At 72.5% G+C, this 17665-nt stretch carries 14 protein-coding genes; 12 read left to right on the top strand and 2 right to left on the bottom strand.

Translation table 11 applies throughout. From position 1 onward, the window contains the following. Positions 1–122: 122 nt before the first annotated feature. The 3 genes from ABEA26_RS29250 (at position 123) to ABEA26_RS29240 (ending at position 5911) form a co-directional block, all read left to right on the top strand. Entirely contained in the window at positions 123–386 is a 264-nt protein-coding gene (locus tag ABEA26_RS29250; RefSeq protein ID WP_279562764.1) for a WhiB family transcriptional regulator, read from the top strand. A gap of 192 nt (positions 387–578) precedes the next feature. Continuing rightward, positions 579–4376, top strand: coding sequence for a glycosyltransferase family 2 protein (locus tag ABEA26_RS29245; protein WP_345596364.1), 3798 nt, complete (start codon positions 579–581; stop codon positions 4374–4376). Beyond that, positions 4373–5911: a DUF5719 family protein gene (locus tag ABEA26_RS29240; protein WP_345596363.1), complete on the top strand. Its 1539-nt coding sequence runs from the start codon at positions 4373–4375 to the stop codon at positions 5909–5911. The genes ABEA26_RS29245 and ABEA26_RS29240 overlap by 4 nt, the downstream gene beginning before the upstream one ends. 127 nt (positions 5912–6038) lie before the next feature. Here the strand turns inward: ABEA26_RS29240 and ABEA26_RS29235 are convergent, their stop codons facing one another. Further along, complete coding sequence (locus tag ABEA26_RS29235) at positions 6039–6500, bottom strand: metallopeptidase family protein (protein ID WP_345596366.1); 462 nt, start codon at positions 6498–6500, stop codon at positions 6039–6041. A gap of 294 nt (positions 6501–6794) precedes the next feature. Between ABEA26_RS29235 and ABEA26_RS29230 the strand changes: the two genes are divergently transcribed. The 8 genes from ABEA26_RS29230 (at position 6795) to ABEA26_RS29195 (ending at position 15377) form a co-directional block, all read left to right on the top strand. Beyond that, positions 6795–7217 (top strand): DUF3499 domain-containing protein, encoded by a 423-nt coding sequence (locus ABEA26_RS29230; protein WP_345596365.1) that lies wholly within the window; start codon positions 6795–6797, stop codon positions 7215–7217. Positions 7218–7372: 155 nt separating this feature from the next. Further along, the gene (locus tag ABEA26_RS29225) at positions 7373–8740 is read left to right on the top strand and encodes a phosphomannomutase/phosphoglucomutase (RefSeq protein WP_345596362.1); all 1368 of its coding nucleotides are present in this window, start codon (positions 7373–7375) and stop codon (positions 8738–8740) included. 223 nt (positions 8741–8963) lie between these two features. Then, complete coding sequence (locus ABEA26_RS29220; RefSeq protein ID WP_003975784.1) at positions 8964–9134, top strand: Trm112 family protein; 171 nt, start codon at positions 8964–8966, stop codon at positions 9132–9134. A gap of 73 nt (positions 9135–9207) precedes the next feature. Then, positions 9208–10335, top strand: coding sequence for an SIS domain-containing protein (locus ABEA26_RS29215; protein ID WP_345596361.1), 1128 nt, complete (start codon positions 9208–9210; stop codon positions 10333–10335). Between the two features lie 171 nt (positions 10336–10506). After that, the gene (gene manA / locus ABEA26_RS29210) at positions 10507–11658 is read left to right on the top strand and encodes a mannose-6-phosphate isomerase, class I (RefSeq protein WP_345596360.1); all 1152 of its coding nucleotides are present in this window, start codon (positions 10507–10509) and stop codon (positions 11656–11658) included. 165 nt (positions 11659–11823) lie between these two features. Then, positions 11824–12804, top strand: coding sequence for a cation diffusion facilitator family transporter (locus ABEA26_RS29205; protein WP_345596359.1), 981 nt, complete (start codon positions 11824–11826; stop codon positions 12802–12804). A 338-nt stretch (positions 12805–13142) separates the two neighbouring features. Further along, entirely contained in the window at positions 13143–14600 is a 1458-nt protein-coding gene (gene ahcY, locus ABEA26_RS29200; RefSeq protein ID WP_345596358.1) for an adenosylhomocysteinase, read from the top strand. A gap of 162 nt (positions 14601–14762) precedes the next feature. After that, positions 14763–15377, top strand: coding sequence for a hypothetical protein (locus ABEA26_RS29195; RefSeq protein WP_345596357.1), 615 nt, complete (start codon positions 14763–14765; stop codon positions 15375–15377). Between the two features lie 81 nt (positions 15378–15458). Here ABEA26_RS29195 and ABEA26_RS29190 read toward each other — a convergent pair whose 3' ends face one another. Continuing rightward, complete coding sequence (locus ABEA26_RS29190; RefSeq protein ID WP_345596356.1) at positions 15459–16439, bottom strand: RDD family protein; 981 nt, start codon at positions 16437–16439, stop codon at positions 15459–15461. A gap of 127 nt (positions 16440–16566) precedes the next feature. On the opposite strand from ABEA26_RS29190, the gene ABEA26_RS29185 reads away from it, so the two are divergent. Continuing rightward, on the top strand, positions 16567–17574 hold the full coding sequence (locus ABEA26_RS29185; RefSeq protein WP_345596355.1) for a stage II sporulation protein M: 1008 nt from the start codon (positions 16567–16569) through the stop codon (positions 17572–17574). Positions 17575–17665 lie beyond the last annotated feature (91 nt).

The following is a 17665-nucleotide window of genomic DNA, read 5'->3' as shown; positions in this document are numbered from 1 at the left end:
CCCAATAGCAGATCTCGGCTTGACTCGCCCGGAGCAGCACACTTGTAATTTCACTCGTGTCGTTCAGCCGGAATCGGTAACGGCTAGATCACGGGGACGCGAAAGACGGACGAGGGGCGCACATGACCGAGCTGGTGCAGCAACTGCTGGTCGACGACGCGGACGAGGAACTCGGCTGGCAGGAGCGCGCACTGTGCGCCCAGACCGACCCCGAGTCCTTCTTCCCCGAGAAGGGCGGCTCCACCAGGGAGGCCAAGAAGGTCTGCCTCTCCTGCGAGGTCCGCTCCGAGTGCCTCGAGTACGCCCTTGCCCACGACGAGCGCTTCGGTATCTGGGGCGGCCTGTCCGAGCGGGAACGCCGCCGCCTGAAGAAGGCCGCCGTCTGACCCGCCGGCCGGCAGGCGGCGCACCTCCCCACGTACATAACGGCAGGAACGGCCCCTCGCGGGCGGGTTGTCCACAGGCGGCGGATCGCCACCCTGCCCAGCCGATAGTGTGGGCGCTCGTCCGAGACGCCCCGCCACCCCCAACGGGCACGGGTGTCCACCGCAGTCCACCGAACCGGGGCCCGTACCTCGATGTCCGTGCACAGCCACACGGCAGCCCAGCAAGACCTCGCTGCCACACCTGAGTTCCCGCGCCACGTGGTGACCGCGGTCCTCGTCGCCCATGACGGAGCCCGCTGGCTGCCAGACGCCCTCGCCGGGCTGCTCGGCCAGGAGCGCCCCGTCCAGTACGCCGTGGCCGCCGACACCGGCAGCGCCGACGAATCCGCCAGGCTCGTCACCGAGGCCCTCGGTGACGACCGCGTGCTCCACCTCGCCCGGCGCACCGGCTTCGGCCAGGCCGTCGAGGAGGCGGCCCGCACCGCCCCGCTCCTCACCCCGGACGACCTGTCGTACCTGAGGCGGCCCAGCGGCTGGGACCCCGTCACCCACACCTGGCGCGACGACACGTACGACCTGCCGGAGCTCCCCCACGGAGAGCCGGTGCAGTGGCTGTGGCTGCTGCACGACGACTGCGCCCCCGAACCCGACGCCCTCGCCCAGCTGCTGCGCGTCGTGGACAACGAGTACGAACTCGGCCGCGACGACGTCGCCGTCGTCGGCCCCAAGCTCCGCGGCTGGTACGACCGCCGGCAACTGCTGGAGGTCGGCGTCTCCATCGCCAACTCCGGCCGCCGCTGGACCGGCCTGGACCGCCGAGAACAGGACCAGGGCCAGCACGACCACGTCCGGTCCGTCCTGTCCGTGTCCACCGCCGGCATGCTGATCCGGCGTGACGTCTTCGAGCGGCTCGGCGGATTCGACCGCCGGCTGCCCCTGATGCGTGACGACGTCGACCTGTGCTGGCGCGCGCACGCCGCCGGACTCCGCGTCCTCGTCGCCCCCGAGGCGGTCGTACGCCACGCCGAGGCGGCCTCCCGCGAACGCCGCGCCGTCGACTGCGCGGGCCGCACCACCGCCTCCCCGCACAAGGTGGACAAGGCCGGCGCCGTCCACACTCTCCTCGTCAACGCCCGTACGGCCGTCCTGCCCTGGGTGCTGCTGCGCATCGTCCTCGGCACCCTGCTGCGGACCCTCGCCTATCTCGTGGGCAAGGCCCCCGGGCAGGCCGTCGACGAGATCCGCGGCCTGCTGGGCGTCCTGCTCCGCCCCGAGCGCATCATCGCCGGACGGCGCGAGCGGGGCCGCCCGCAGGTCGAGAAGGACGAACTGCGCCCCCTGTTCCCGCCCCCGGGCGCCACCATCCGCGTCACCGTCGAACAGGTCGCGGGCAACCTGGCCGGCAGTTCCGACGCCGAGACGGCCCCCGGTGCCGGACGGCACGGCGGTGCCATCGAGTCCGGACCCGGCGGCGACGACGCCGACTTCCTCGAGGTGGAGCAGTTCGCCCGCCTCAAGCGCGTCGCCCGCAAGCCCGGCCCGCTGCTCTTCCTCGTACTGCTGCTCGTCTCCCTCGCCGCCTGCCGCGCCCTGTTCGGCGGCGGCGCGCTGGCGGGCGGCGCGCTGCTGCCCGCCCCGGCCGGCGCCGGCGAGTTGTGGTCGCGGTACACGGACGCCTGGCACACCGTGAGCACCGGCGGCACCGCCTCCGCGCCGCCCTACCTCGCCCTCGTCGCCACGCTCGCCACCCTGCTGCTGGGCTCCACCGGGCTCGCCGTCACCCTGCTGCTGGTCTGCTCGGTGCCCCTGGCCGGCGTCACCGCGTACTTCGCCTCCCGCCCGCTCGTCACCTCCCGGCTGTTGCGCGCCTGGGCGGCCGTCGCCTACGCCTTCCTGCCCGCCGCCACCGGCGCCCTCGCCGGCGGCCGCATCGGCACCGCCGTCCTGGCCGTACTGCTCCCGCTCGTCGCGCGCGCGGGCGCCGCGGCGGCCGGCCTGACGCGCTCGTCCGGCAGCCGCGGCAGCTGGCGAGCCACGTGGGCGTACGCGCTGCTGCTGACGGTCACCACCGCCTTCACACCCGTCGTGTGGCCCATCGCGCTGCTCCTCGGCGTCGGCGTCCTGGCCCTGCGCCGGGACGACATCACGGCGTACGGGCCGCGCTTCCTGGTCCAGCTCGGCACCCCACTGCTGCTTCTCGCCCCCTGGTCGCTGTCGCTGCTCCCGTTCGGCTTCTTCGACGAAGCCGGACTGGAGTACGGGGCTTCGGCCGCCTCCGCCCTCGACCTGCTCGGGGCGAGCCCCGGCGGCCCCGGCACGGTCGGCGGGCTGGTCCTCCTCGGCATCGTGCTGGCCGCGCTGGCCGCCCTGCTGCGCTCGGAGCGGCAGTTGGGCGTCCGCACGGCCTGGGCCGTCGCCCTGGTCGCCCTGGTCTTCGCGGTGCTCTCCAACCGCTCCGCATGGGCCGGCCCCGCCACCCTCGTCTACGGCATCGCCCTGCTGTCCGCCGCGACCCTCGGCGCCGACGGGGCACGGTCCCGGGTGGCCGAGCAGAGCTTCGGCTGGCGCCAGCCCGTCGCCGCCCTGATCGCCCTCGCCTCGGCCGTCGGCCCGCTGATCGCCGCCACCGGCTGGATGATCGGGGGCGCCGACGGGCCCCTGGAGCGACGCGACCCCGTCCAGGTGCCCGCGTTCGTCGCCGAGGAGAGCCGCACCCGCGACCAGGCCCGCACCCTCGTCCTCGACAGCGACTCCGCGGCCCATGTGAGCTACATGCTGGTCCGCGGCTCCGGAGCCCGCCTGGGCGACGGCGAACTGGCCGCCTCGGACGGCGGGAACAGCCGGCTCGACAAGATCGTCGCCAACCTCGTGGCCGGCTCCGGCGCCGACCAGGCCGACCAGCTCGGCGGCTTCGCCGTGCGCTACGTCCTCGTACACAAGGGCGCGCCCCGCGAGGTCACCCGCGTCCTGGACGCCACACCCGGCATGAGCCGGCTCAGCCAGCAGGACGGCAGCGGGCTGTGGCGGGTGGACCAGGAGGTCGCGCGCGCGACCATCGTCCCCGGCGAGAACTCCGACGCCGGATCGGATGCCGGATCCGGAGCCGGTGAACCGCGGCCCGTCGCGGCCGGGCCCGTCGAGATCCACACCGAGATCCCGTCCGGCTCCGACGGCCGTGTGCTGCGCCTCGCCGACACCGCCGCCGAGGGCTGGACGGCAACCCTGGACGGCAAGCCGCTCACCCGCACCACGGTCGACGGCTGGGCACAGGGCTTCGAACTCCCCGCCTCAGGCGGGAAGCTGGATGTCACCTACGACGCACCCTTCACCCACACTGTCTGGCTGTGGGCCCAGGGTCTCCTCGCCGTAGTCCTGGTCGTCCTCGCCCTGCCCGGCAGGCGCCGCGACGTCGACGACGACCTGCCCGACGAGCCGGTCGTCCCCGCCGAGGCCCTCGAAGGCGAGGGCCGCAGGGCCCGGCGCCTGCGCGCCCAGGCCGAGGCCGAGGCCGAGGCCGGGGCCGAGGCCGGGGTCGCGGAAGGCACCGATCCGGTGTCCGTGCCCCCGGACGGCACCGAGGAGGCCGGCCCACCCGCGCAGGCCCCCGTGCCGGTCCCGCAGCAGCCGGCGTACGGCGAGTGGGAACCGGCGGGGTACCCCGGCGCCGAGTACGGCTCCTACGGCACGTACGGCGGCGAGCAGTACCAGAACGCCCAGCAGTACGATCCGGGCGCCTACGGACAGCAGCAGTACCAGGGCGACCCGTACCAGGCGGACGCCTATCAGGGCGGTCAGGGCGGTCAGGGCGGCCAGGCGGGCCAGTACGAGGCGGGCCAGTACGACCCGTACGCCGCCTACGGCGACCAGTCCCAGGCCGGCGCCTACGACCAGGTGTACGGCCAGGGCGGATACGACACGTCGCACGAGCCTTCCCAGCCCCACCACCCCCACGGCACGGGCAGTGAACGTCCCGACGGGAGCCAGCAGTGAAGCGCACGACCCTGTCCCTGTTCGCCGGCGCGACCGCGCTCGCCGCCGTCACCGGGTTCGCGGCGGTGTCCACACCGGACGCCACCGGCGCGGACGCCGCGAGGCCGGCCGCCCGACTGCCCGTGGAGCGCACCAGCCTGCTGTGCCCGGCGCCGAGCAACTCCGACCTCGCCGAGACGTCGTACACGTCCTTCACGCCCGTCACGAAGGGCGCCGACGAGAAGGGCGAGGCCGTACTCACGGCCGGAGCCACCAAGGACCAGAAGACCGGCGACAAGTCCGGAGAGAAGAAGACGGACGAGAAGGGCGCGGAAGGCGAGAAGGGCGGGAAGGGCGGCGAGAAGCCCGTCGTGCAGCCCGAGGCGCCCGGCACGCCGGCCACCGGCGAGGCCTCCGGCGCCGACACCCCGGCGCTGGTCGGCACCGCGCAGGGCGGCTACGCGCCGGGCTGGACGGTCCAGCAGACCACCGAGGTCGCCGCCGGGACGGGCCGGGGCCTGCAGGGCGTCAACTGCACCGCACCGGACACGGAGTTCTGGTTCCCGGGCGTCAGCACGGCGACCGACCGCACCGACTATGTGCACCTGACGAACCCGGACGACTCGGCGGCCGTCGTCGACATCGAGCTCTACGGCAAGTACGGAGCCCTGAAGTCGACGGTGGGGGAGGGCGTCACGGTGCCACCGCACGGCAGTGAGTCGCTCCTGCTGTCCACGCTCAGCGACGAGGAGCAGACCGACGTCACGGTGCACGTCGGTGTGCGCAGCGGGCGGGTCGGGGCCGCGGTGCAGGCCCTGGACGACAAGACGGGCGGCGACTGGCTGACCGCGGCCGCGGACCCGGCGAGCGACCTCGTGCTGCCGGGCATCCCGAAGGACGCCACAGCCGTACGCCTGGTGCTGTTCACGCCCGGTGGCACCGATGCCGACCTCAAGGTGCGGCTCGCCTCGCCGTCCGGGCTCATCACGCCCGCCGGGCACGAGACGGTGCGCGTCAAGGCGGGCATGACGACGGGCGTCGACCTGGGCGAGGTCACGCGCGGCGAGGCGGGGTCGCTGGTGCTGACGCCGACGAACGGGTCCGTTCCGGTCGTGGCGGCGGTCCGGGTCGTGCGGGGCAAGGGCGGCGAACAGGAGTCGGCGTTCATTCCGGCCTCCGACCCGGTCGGGGCACGTGCGACGGTCGCGGACAACCGCGCCAAGAGCACGACACTGTCCCTGACCGCCCCCGAAAAGGGCGCGAAGGTCAAGGTCACGGCGTCGGCGGGCAGCGAGGGCGGTACGACGGCGACCAAGACGTACACGATCAAGGGCGGCACCACGCAGGACGTGGAGGCACCGGTTCCCGCCGGCCTCGAGGGGACCTACGCGCTGACGGTCGAAACCGTCTCGGGCGGCCCGGTCCACGCGTCCCGCACCCTGACCGGGCAGGACGACGACGTGGCGTCCTTCACCGTACAAACCCTCCGCGACGACCGGGGAACGGTCTCGGTGCCGAACGCGGACGAGGACCTGTCGGTGCTGCAGAGGCAGTAGGCAGTGGCCGGGATGCTCGACCGTGGGCCTGGTGGATCACGGGCATCCGCGATCGAGGGAGGCACACAGAGCCTGCCTCGGGCCGTCATCGGAGGTGGCCCGGGGCTGCCGCCCGCGCACCCGCCGCTCAGTCCTCCCCGTAGCGGGGATCCACCGTCTCCGGGGTCAGGCCCAGCAGCTCCGCGACCTGCTCCACCACGACCTCGTGGACCAGCGCGGCCCGCTCGTCCCGCCCCTTGGTCCGGATCTCGACCGGCCGCCGGTACACGACCACCCGCCCCCGCTGCCCGTCCCGCGAGGGCACCGTCCCCCCCAGCGGGACCGCCTCGTCGTCCCAGACCTCCCCGGACCCGGCGGCAGCGTCCAGCCGCGGTACGTCGCGGACGAGGAAATCGATGTCGGCGAGCTGCGGCCACCGGCGCTCCAGGCGCTCCACGGAGTCCTGCACCAGGTCCGCGAACACCTCGCCGCGGCTCGCGGCGAGCGGTACCTGCGGAGGTGCGACCGGTCCACGCATGCCCCGACCGTGGCGATCACGACGGCGGGGCCCTGGGCGGCCGGCATCACGGGGCGTCACGGGGTTGTCCATCACTGCTGAAGGGTAGTCCCCGCGAGGTCCGCGCGCCGGTCCGCACACGCACACCGGACCACGCCCGGGCTCTCCGCGTCACATGTCGCCGGATGACCATTCCAGCCAAGGTCGGGCTCGATTTCGTATCTCTCCGCGACCGCCGGAGTCGAGGGAAATGTCGCTGTTTGTATCAGGTCGTGACCGCTCCTGAGGCCGTCCGGTATCCCGAAGGCCGCCGTCACCGCAGGTCAACGAGGTGCGCCCGGAGAGTCACGATGGGCGTTTCGTGTCACGACACGGTGGTGTGACGTGGTGGAGAGTCGTCGCGGCCCGCTCAAGAGTGCGGTACCGTCCAACATCGTGAGCCCTGTACGTCGCTGTTCGCGCACCGCCTGCGGTCGTCCCGCCGTCGCGACGCTGACGTACGTCTACGCCGACTCGACCGCGGTCCTCGGCCCGCTCGCCACCTACGCCGAACCTCACTGCTACGACCTCTGTGCCGAGCACTCCGAACGCCTCACCGCCCCGCGCGGCTGGGAGGTCGTCCGCCTCCTCGACGGCTCGGCCCCGGCCCGTCCCAGCGGTGACGACCTGGAAGCGCTCGCCAACGCGGTGCGCGAGGCGGCACGCCCCCAGGAGCGGGCGGCCGAGGCCGGAGGCGGACCGAGGGCGGCCGATCCGATGGAGGTCGCGCGCCGCGGCCATCTGCGCGTACTGCGCTCGCCGGACAACTGAGCCCACCCTCTCCTCCCTGCCTCGCCACCTCTCCGCTGCTCTGCCTCCCGCCGGTGCCGCCCTGAACTCGCCCCGACCTGTGGGAACCGCCCGACACCCGGTCGGCGGTTGCGGGTAGTTTGTGGGCTCCGACAGGACTTCCAGGAAGGTTGGCCGTGGCTGCTGCTGATCTGTCGCAGATCGTGAAGGCGTACGACGTGCGCGGTGTGGTCCCGGACCAGTGGGACGAGTCGCTGGCCGAGCTGTTCGGCGCGGCCTTCGTCGAGCTGACCGGCGCGGACGCCATCGTGGTCGGCCACGACATGCGGCCCTCGTCCCCGGCCCTGTCCGGCGCCTTCGCGCGCGGGGCGACGGCCCGCGGCGCCGACGTCACCGAGATCGGCCTGTGCTCCACCGACCAGCTGTACTACGCCTCCGGCGCGCTGGACCTGCCGGGCGCCATGTTCACGGCCTCGCACAACCCGGCCCAGTACAACGGCATCAAGCTCTGCCGCGCGGGCGCCGCCCCCGTCGGCCAGGACACGGGCCTCGCCGAGATCCGCGGGTGCGTGGAGCGGTGGAGCGCGTCCGGCACCCCGGAGCCGTCGTCCCGTCCGGGCACGGTCACCCGGCGCGACACGCTCGCCGACTACGCGGCCCACCTGCGCTCCCTGGTCGACCTCACCGCCATCCGTCCCCTCAAGGTCGTCGTCGACGCGGGCAACGGCATGGGCGGCCACACCGTCCCCTCGGTCTTCGCCGGCCTGCCCCTCGACCTCGTGCCGATGTACTTCGAACTGGACGGCACCTTCCCCAACCACGAGGCCAACCCGCTCGACCCGGCCAACCTCGTCGACCTCCAGAAGCGCGTACGCGAGGAGGGCGCCGACCTCGGCGTCGCCTTCGACGGCGACGCCGACCGCTGCTTCGTCGTCGACCAGAACGGGGACCCGGTCCCCCCCTCCGCGGTGACCGCCCTCGTGGCCGCCCGTGAGCTCGCCCGCAACGGCGGCAAGGGCACGGTCATCCACAACCTGATCACCTCCTGGTCCGTCCCGGAGGTCGTGCGGGAGAACGGCGGCACCCCGGCACGCACACGCGTGGGCCACTCCTTCATCAAGGCCGAGATGGCCAGGAGCGGCGCCATCTTCGGCGGCGAGCACTCCGCGCACTACTACTTCCGCGACTTCTGGAACGCCGACACCGGCATGCTCGCCGCCCTCCACGTCCTCGCCGCCCTCGGCGGCCAGGACGGCCCGCTGTCCGCCCTGGTCGCCCAGTACGACCGCTACGCCGGCTCCGGCGAGATCAACTCCACCGTCGCCGACCAGGCCGCCCGCCTCGCCGCGATCAGGGCCGCGTACGAGGGCCGCGCCGACGTCACCCTGGACGACCTGGACGGTCTCACCGTCACGGCCGCCGACTGGTGGTTCAACGTCCGCCCCTCCAACACCGAGCCGCTGCTGCGCCTGAACGCGGAGGCACGGGACGAGGCGACGATGACGAAGGTGCGGGACGAGGCGCTGGCGATCATCCGGGCGTGAGGGGGCGGCTCGCCATCCGGCGTGAGCGGGCCGCTCGCCACCCGGGTGTGAGGAGCGACTCGCCCTTCGACCGGCCGAGTCGGTGGCCGAAGGGCGCAGGCCCCAAGGCCCAGGAGGCAGCGTCCGGCGGAGGTCGTAGGGCGGCGCCCCACACCCGACCCCCACCGGCGGTACCCTGACCAGCACATCCGCACAAGCCGAACCGCCCCCGAAGGGAACCCTCATGCCGCTCGAAGCCGGCCTCCTGGAGATCCTCGCCTGCCCGGCCTGCCACGCACCCCTCGAGGAGCGGGACGCGGAGCTGATCTGCACCGGCCAGGACTGCGGCCTGGCGTACCCGGTTCGCGACGGCATCCCCGTCCTCCTCGTCGACGAGGCCCGCCGCCCCGAGTAACCGACGGCCCACGCACGGCCAGGCGACCCGCGTACCCGAACACGAACGCATCCGGCGATCGGAGACTGCCGCCATGCTCGACGAATCGCTCCTCGACGCCCCGGAACGCCTCACCGAGGCCGACCGCCGCGGCCTGCTCCGCGGCGCCGCCGAGGCCGGCGCCCGCGTGCGCACCGCCGCCCGGCACGCCGCCGAGGCGGGAGTGGGCAACCTCAAGCCGGACGGGCGCCCCCGCGCCGTCCTGATCGCCGGCCCCGGCGCTGCCGCCACCCAGGCCGCCGACCTCCTCGGCACCCTCGCCGGCGCCGGCAGCCCCGTCACCCGCCTCGCCCCCACCGGCGTCGCCCCCGCCGCGGGCGCCCTGCGCTGGGAACTGCCCGGCTGGGCCGGCTCCGTGGACCTCCTGCTGATCGCCACCCCCGACGGCACCGAGCCGGGCCTCGCCCTGCTCGCCGAACAGGCCTACCGCCGGGGTTGCACGGTGGTCGCCGTCGCCCCCGCCCGTTCCCCGCTCGGCGAGTCGGTGAACGGCTCGCACGGCCTGTTCATCCCGATGGCGACCGCCCCCTACGACCACGACGAACCCCTCGCCGGTGCCGCCCCCGGCGTCCTGTGGGCACTGCTCACCCCGCTCCTCGCGCTGCTGGACCGCACCGCCCTGCTCGACGCGTCACCCGACGCCATCGAGAAGGTCGCCGACCGCCTCGACCGCATCGCCGAGCGCTGCGGGCCGGCCATCGTGACGTACAGCAACCCCGCCAAGACCCTGGCGTCCGAACTCGCCGACGCCCTCCCGGTCATCTGGACCGAGGGCACCTCGGCCGGTCCGGCGGGCCGCCGCTTCGCCGCCGCACTCGCCGAACTGGCCGGCACCCCGGCCGTCGTCGCCGAGCTGCCCGAGGCACTCGCCGCGCACAGCGCCCTGCTCGCCGGTCAACTCGCCGCCGCCGCCGACCCGGACGACTTCTTCCGCGACCGCGTCGAGGAGGCACCCGCCCTGCACGCGCGCGTGGTGCTCCTGCGCGACCGCCCCAGCGGCGGCCTCACCGCCGCCCCCGGCGCCCGTGACCTGGCCCTCGGCCACGACACGCCGATCAGCGAACTGGAGCCGGAAGCCGGTGGCGAACTGGAGACCCTCGCCGAACTGATCGCCATCACGGATTTCGCCGCCGTCTACCTGGCGCTCGCCTCCGGCGCCTGATCCCGTACGCACCATTCGGTACGACGATCTCGTCTCGATCTCGTACGCATCAGCGCCACGCACCAGGACACGAACTCAGCGTCACGCACCAGGCCACGCACCTCAGCGCGCGCCAGGCAACAGAGTCACGTACCAGAACACGCACCGCGCACGCACCGGCAGAGAGAGCCCATGGACCGCCTCGACAACACCGTCCGCCCCTACGCCTGGGGCTCCACCACCGCGATCCCGACCCTGCTGGGGACCGAGCCGACCGGCGAACCGCAGGCGGAGATGTGGATGGGAGCCCACCCCGGCGCCCCCTCCCGCACCGGCCGGGGCACCCTCGCCGAGGTCGTCGACGACGACCCCGAGAAGGAACTGGGCGCCGCCTCCGTCGCCAAGTTCGGCCCCCGGCTGCCCTTCCTCCTCAAGCTCCTCGCCGCCGGCGCCCCGCTCTCCCTCCAGGTCCACCCCGACCTGGCCCAGGCCAGGGCGGGCTACGAGGACGAGGAGCTGCGGAGCGTCCCCCTGGACGCCCCGCACCGCAACTACAAGGACGCCAACCACAAGCCCGAACTGGTCTGCGCCCTCACCGAGTTCGACGGCCTGTGCGGCTTCCGGGCCCCGGCCGAGACGGCCGACCTGCTCGACGGGCTCGGCGTCGCCTCCCTCAAGCCCTACGTCGACCTGCTCCGCGCGCACCCCGAGGACGCCGCCCTGCGCGAGGTCCTCACCGCGATCCTCACGGCCGACCCCGAGGAGATGTCCCGCACGGTCGCCGAGACCGCGGCCGCCTGCGATCGTCTCGGCGGCGCCTACGCGCCCTACGCCGGCATCGCCCACCACTACCCGGGCGACCCCGGCGTCCTCGCCGCGATGCTCCTCAACCACGTCCGGCTCCAGCCCGGCGAGGCCCTGTTCCTCGGTGCCGGCATTCCGCACGCCTACCTCGACGGCCTCGGCGTCGAGATCATGGCCAACTCCGACAACGTCCTGCGCTGCGGCCTGACCCCCAAACACGTCGACGTCCCCGAACTGCTGCGCATCGTCCGCTTCGAGGCCGGCGACCCCGGCATCCTCCGCCCGGAGGCGTCACCCGACGGCGAAGAGGTCTACGACACCCCGATCGACGAGTTCCGCCTGTCCCGCTACGTCCTTCCCGAGGGCTCCGGCGTCCACGACCTCGCCCTGCCCACCCCGCAGATCCTGCTCTGCACGGCCGGCACCGTACGGACGGGCGAACACGAGCTGGCACCCGGCCGGTCCGTCTTCGTTCCAGCAGGAGAAAAGGCCGAAGTGTCCGGATCCGGCACCCTCTTCCGGGCCACCGTGGTCGCCTGACGCAGGTAGGACGCACGTCTGACGGGCGCAGGACGGGGCAACCGGCACGTCGGAGCCCACGAGGGCTGCAACAATGACGCACCGCCAGGGAGGGGCAGAGCCGACGACCGGCCGAGCCCCCACCGGCGTACGGACGCAGACGAAGGCGAAGGGACAACGCGACACATGAGCGCGTCAGGCGGAACCAAGGCGATCGTGGCGGCACTGTTCGCCAACCTCTCGATCGCGGTAGCGAAATTCGTGGCCTTCATCTTCAGTGGATCGTCATCGATGCTCGCGGAGTCCGTGCACTCCCTCGCCGACTCCGGCAACCAGGGACTCCTGCTCCTCGGCGGCAAGCGCGCCCAGCGCGAGGCCACCCCCCAGCACCCGTTCGGCTACGGCCGCGAACGCTACATCTACGCCTTCCTCGTCTCCATCGTGCTCTTCTCGGTCGGCGGCATGTTCGCCCTCTACGAGGGCTACGAGAAGATCAAGCACCCGCACGAGATCGAGCACTGGTACTGGCCGGTGGGCGTCCTGGTCTTCGCGATCATCGCCGAGGCCTTCTCCTTCCGGACCGCCATCAAGGAGTCCAACACCCTGCGCGGAAAGAAGTCCTGGAAGGAGTTCGTCCGCCACGCCAAGGCCCCCGAGCTGCCGGTCGTCCTCCTCGAGGACCTCGGCGCCCTCGTCGGCCTCATCCTCGCCCTCGGTGGCGTCGGAATGGCCCTGCTCACCGGCGACGGTGTCTGGGACGGCATCGGCACCCTGTGCATCGGCGTGCTGCTCATCCTGATCGCGCTGGTCCTGGCCGTCGAGACCAAGTCCCTGCTGCTCGGCGAGGCCGCCGGACCCGAGACGGCCCAGCAGATCGAGGCCGCGATCGTCGCGGGCGACACGGTCACCGGCGTCATCCACATGCGCACACTCCACCTCGGCCCCGAGGAACTGCTCGTCGCCGCCAAGATCGCCGTCCGGCACGACGGCACGGCCACCGAGATCGCCTCCGCGATCGACACCGCCGAGGCCCGTATCCGCGAGGCCGTGCCGATCGCCCGCGTCATCTACCTGGAACCGGACATCTACAGCGAGTCCGAGGCGACCAGGGGCCCGGACCGCGAGGCGACCCCGGGGGGCCCGGCCGCGCCGCCCGCCGCCCACTGACACCCGCACCTGCCTTGCCCGACGGGTGCCCGCCGATCCACTCGGCGGGCCCCGTCGGCTCCGCCCCCGCGCATCCCGTGACTCTTCGTGAACGTCCTGAAGTGTTCGGAGGCGGACTGGGGGCGGCGGGCGCCATCGGTGTAGCTTGGGACGGAGCCAGACGTCGCTGCTGATGGCGGTCGGGCGGTCCAGCACGGACCGGCCGAGGGAGAGAGGGCCTCCGACGGACTGCGCTGCGCGCACGCGGGCATGCCTGTGTCCTCTTCGGGGCACCTCTGTGTCCGCCGCCGCGCAGGTCAGCCGTAATCACCTCGACCCAACCCGAGGAGCAGCCCGTAATGACGACTGTCGACAACCAGCAGGACTTCAAGGTCGCCGACCTCTCCCTGGCCGCGTTCGGCCGCAAGGAGATCACCCTCGCCGAGCACGAGATGCCCGGCCTCATGGCGATCCGCAAGGAGTACGCCGAGGCCCAGCCCCTCGCCGGCGCCCGCGTCACCGGCTCCCTGCACATGACCGTGCAGACCGCCGTGCTCATCGAAACCCTCGTCGCCCTGGGCGCCGACGTCCGCTGGGCGTCCTGCAACATCTTCTCCACCCAGGACCACGCGGCCGCCGCCATCGCCGTCGGCCCGAACGGCACGCCCGACAACCCGCAGGGCATCCCCGTCTTCGCCTGGAAGGGCGAGAGCCTCGAGGAGTACTGGTGGTGCACGGAGCAGGCGCTGACCTGGCCGAACACCCCCACCGGTGGCCCGAACATGATCCTGGACGACGGCGGTGACGCCACCCTCCTCGTCCACAAGGGCGTCGAGTACGAGAAGGACGGCAAGGTCCCCTCGGTCGACACCGCCGAGTCCGACGAGCACCGCGTCATCCTCGAGGTCCTCACCCGCACGGTGAGCGAGACCCCGCAGAAGTGGACCCAGCTGGCGTCCGAGATCCGCGGCGTCACCGAGGAGACCACCACCGGCGTCCACCGCCTGTACGAGATGCACCGCGACGGCACCCTGCTGTTCCCGGCGATCAACGTGAACGACGCGGTGACGAAGTCCAAGTTCGACAACAAGTACGGCTGCCGCCACTCCCTGATCGACGGCATCAACCGCGCCACGGACGTGCTCATCGGCGGCAAGACCGCCGTCGTCTGCGGCTACGGCGACGTCGGCAAGGGCTGCGCGGAGTCGCTGCGCGGCCAGGGAGCCCGCGTCATCGTCACCGAGATCGACCCGATCTGCGCCCTCCAGGCGGCGATGGACGGCTACCAGGTCGCGACGCTGGACGACGTCGTCGGCCAGGCCGACATCTTCGTCACCACGACCGGCAACAAGGACATCATCATGGCCGCGGACATGGCCAAGATGAAGCACCAGGCCATCGTCGGCAACATCGGCCACTTCGACAACGAGATCGACATGGCCGGCCTCGCCGCCATCCCCGGTATCGTCAAGGACGAGGTCAAGCCGCAGGTCCACACCTGGACCTTCCCCGACGGCAAGGTCCTCATCGTCCTCTCCGAGGGCCGCCTGCTGAACCTGGGCAACGCGACCGGCCACCCGTCGTTCGTCATGTCCAACTCGTTCGCGGACCAGACCCTGGCCCAGATCGAGCTGTTCACCAAGCCCGACGAATACCCGACCGACGTCTACGTGCTGCCCAAGCACCTCGACGAGAAGGTCGCCCGCCTCCACCTCGACGCGCTCGGCGTCAAGCTGACCACGCTCCGCAAGGAGCAGGCCGACTACATCGGCGTCAAGGTCGAGGGCCCCTACAAGGCGGACCACTACCGCTACTGAGCAAGCCCGCGTCACAGCCGACGGGGTGGGTCCGTGCGCAGACACACCCCGTCGGCCGACTGCCGGCACCTCCGTGACAGGCCCCCGCACCCCCGTGCCGGGGGCCTGCCCCGTTGGCGCCTCAGCGGCCGGACCAGCAGCCCGTCACCACCCAGGACCACCATGCCCCGCGGCCGTTATTCGCTCCACGACCCGCACGACCACACCCCCCTCGCAGAAGAACACTTCCAGTGCGCCCCCGGCCCTTCCGGCTGGCGCTACGTCTCCCGGCTGACCACACCGGCCGGAGACCACCACGGCTCAGTCGACCTCGCCCTGGACGAACTCGGCCGCCCCATCCGCCTCGAACTCCAGGCCGCGAGCTGGCAGGTCCGTGGTGCGGCCATCGACGGTGTCACCTGGGTCCGTACCGACCCCACCGGAGTCCACGCCACCGAAGGCAACGCACACGCCCACGCCTTCACCGGCACCTCCCCGGCCTTCCTCGTCGCGGTCACCCGTCTCCTGCGCCTCACCCCCTCCGCATCGGCCACCCGCGTACGCCTCGTCGCCCTCACCGACCCGGTCCTCGCCCCCCGCACCGTGGACCAGTCCTGGGCCTTGCTCGACAGAGAAGCACACGCCACTGACAACGGCCCTCTCACCGTGGACGAATACCAGGTCACAGCCCTGGACACCGGTGAGCAGCACGCCGTGCACATCGCCGGCGACGTCGTGCTCGCGGCCCCCGGCCTGGAGCTGGAGGACCTCGAGTCACCGCCGTCCGTCTTCCCGTGAGCGACGTCGGACGGCAAGCGCCGCGAGGTCGCGGGGGTATTCCCGCGAGGGTGGTCGCGGGGGCACACCCCCCCGCCCGGCCTACGCGGGCGGCACGAACCCGGTGCCGTTACGGGTGTCCGACGGAGCGCCTCCCGTCGCCTCGGGCCGGTTCTCCGGCGAAGACGCGGTCGGCGGCACCACGGGAGGGTTCGCCGGAGGCGGACCGACGGGCCCCGTCGCCGTGTGGCCGGCGGAGCTTGGGTGGTCCGTGGGGGGTGGGTGACCCGCGGGATGTGAGTGGCCCGTGAAGCCCGTGGGACCACCGGCGACCGCACCCCTGTATGCCCGTCGGGCCTCCCGAGCCTGCCGTTCGTGCAGTACCGCCGCCAGGTAGGCCGCCGGCGGAACACCTTCCGGCGCCGGAGCACCCGTACGAACCGCCACATCGGCGGCGAGCCGTTCCGCCATGCTCCAGCCGACGCGGGCATCGAGCTGCCCCATCCGCGTCAGGTACTGACGGACGGCGAGCCACAGATCATCGGGCACGGCGGACAGGTCGAGCCCGGAGAACCGTCCCGCCAGCCAGGGCGGAGGAGGCGGCACGAAACCCGCCGTCGACACGGGCACCCGTTCCCGCACGACGAGAGTCCCCGCGAACACATCACCGAGCCGCCGCCCCCGCGCCGACACCAGCGAGGCGATACAGGCGACGACGCCGAACGTCATGAGGATTTCGATCACCCCGATCAGCCCCCGCACCAGCGAGTGCCGGAACCGGATCGGCCCGCCGTCGTCCCGCACCACCCGCAGACCGCACGCCATCTTCCCGAGCGACCGTCCGTGGCTGAGCGTCTCCACCGTGATCGGCCCTCCCACGAGCACCAGGACGAAAGCCGCGATCGATATCGCTGTCTGCGCGGCCATGTCCAAGGATGCGGTGGAGACCATCAGAGCGACAGTCACCGCCACATAGACGGCCACGGCCACCGCCAGGTCGAGCAGAACGGCCAGTGCCCTGCTGGGCAGTCTCGCGGGGCGCAGCTCCAGCGCCACCGCCTCACCCGTCACCAGCTCACTCACGCCTGCCGCCCTTCCCCTGACCGACCCCGTCCCTGCCAGTCTGCCAAGCTGAGGACACACCGCGCCGCAGTACGACAAGCTGATCCACGATGAGCCGCCGACGACAGCCGAGGAGCAGGCACACCGAATGGACCTCGACGTCTTCGTCTCCGCCCACCGTGCGGAGTGGGACCGCCTGGACGCCCTGCTCAGGCGTCGGCGCCGACTGACCGGCGCCGAGACCGACGAGCTCGTCTCCCTCTACCAGCGCACAGCCACCCATCTCTCCCTGATCCGGTCCAGTGCGCCCGACCCGCAGCTGACCGGTCGGCTCAGCCAACTGGTGGCCCGCGCCCGCAGTGCCGTAACAGGAGCTCGTCGATCTTCCTGGCGTGATGTCGCCCGCTTCCTGACCCACCAGTTCCCTGCCGCCGTCTACCGGGCGCGCCACTGGTGGGTCCCCACGGCTCTCCTGTCGACCGCCGTCGCGGCGCTCCTGGGCTGGTGGATCGGCACCCACCCGGAGGTGCAGTCCACCATCGCGGCGCCCGGCGAACTGCGCGAGATGACCCGCCCCGGCGGCCAGTACGAGACGTACTACTCGAGCCATCCCGCGGCCTCCTTCGCCGCACAGGTCTGGACGAACAATGCCTGGGCGGCCGCACTCTGCCTGATCCTGGGCGTCTTCCTGGGCCTGCCAGTCCTCTGGATCCTGTTCCAGAACATGCTCAACCTCGGCGTCGGCTTCGGCCTGATGTCGTCGGCCGGCCGCCTCGACACCTTCCTCGGCCTCGTCCTGCCCCACGGCCTGCTGGAACTGACCGCGGTCTTCGTGGCCGCCGGCACCGGTCTGCGTCTCGGCTGGACCGTCATCGACCCGGGCCCACGCACTCGGCGCACCGCCCTCGCCGAGGAGGGACGAGCCGCCATCGGCATGGCGATCGGCCTCGCCCTGGTCCTGTTCCTCTCCGGCGCCATCGAAGGCTTCGTCACCCCGTCCGGCCTGCCCACCTGGGCCCGAATCACCATCGGAGTCGTCGCCGAGCTGGCCTTCCTTGCCTACGTCTACGTCTTGGGCGCCCGTGCGGTGCGCGCCGGTGACACGGGCGACGTGGAGGCGGCCGAACGCAGCGCCACCGTGCCGACGGCCGCCTGATGTGCGTCCGCCCCCGGTGAGCTGCTAGTGTCCTCTTCGTTCCCGCAAGATCCGTTGACACGGAGCGAGCGGGGAGGTAGTTTCGAACAGT

Source organism: Streptomyces marokkonensis (assembly GCF_039539045.1).
GTDB classification, from domain to species: domain Bacteria; phylum Actinomycetota; class Actinomycetes; order Streptomycetales; family Streptomycetaceae; genus Streptomyces; species Streptomyces marokkonensis.
The sequence above is the reverse complement of the archived record's forward strand: the minus strand, read 5'-3'. Positions and strand labels throughout refer to the sequence as shown.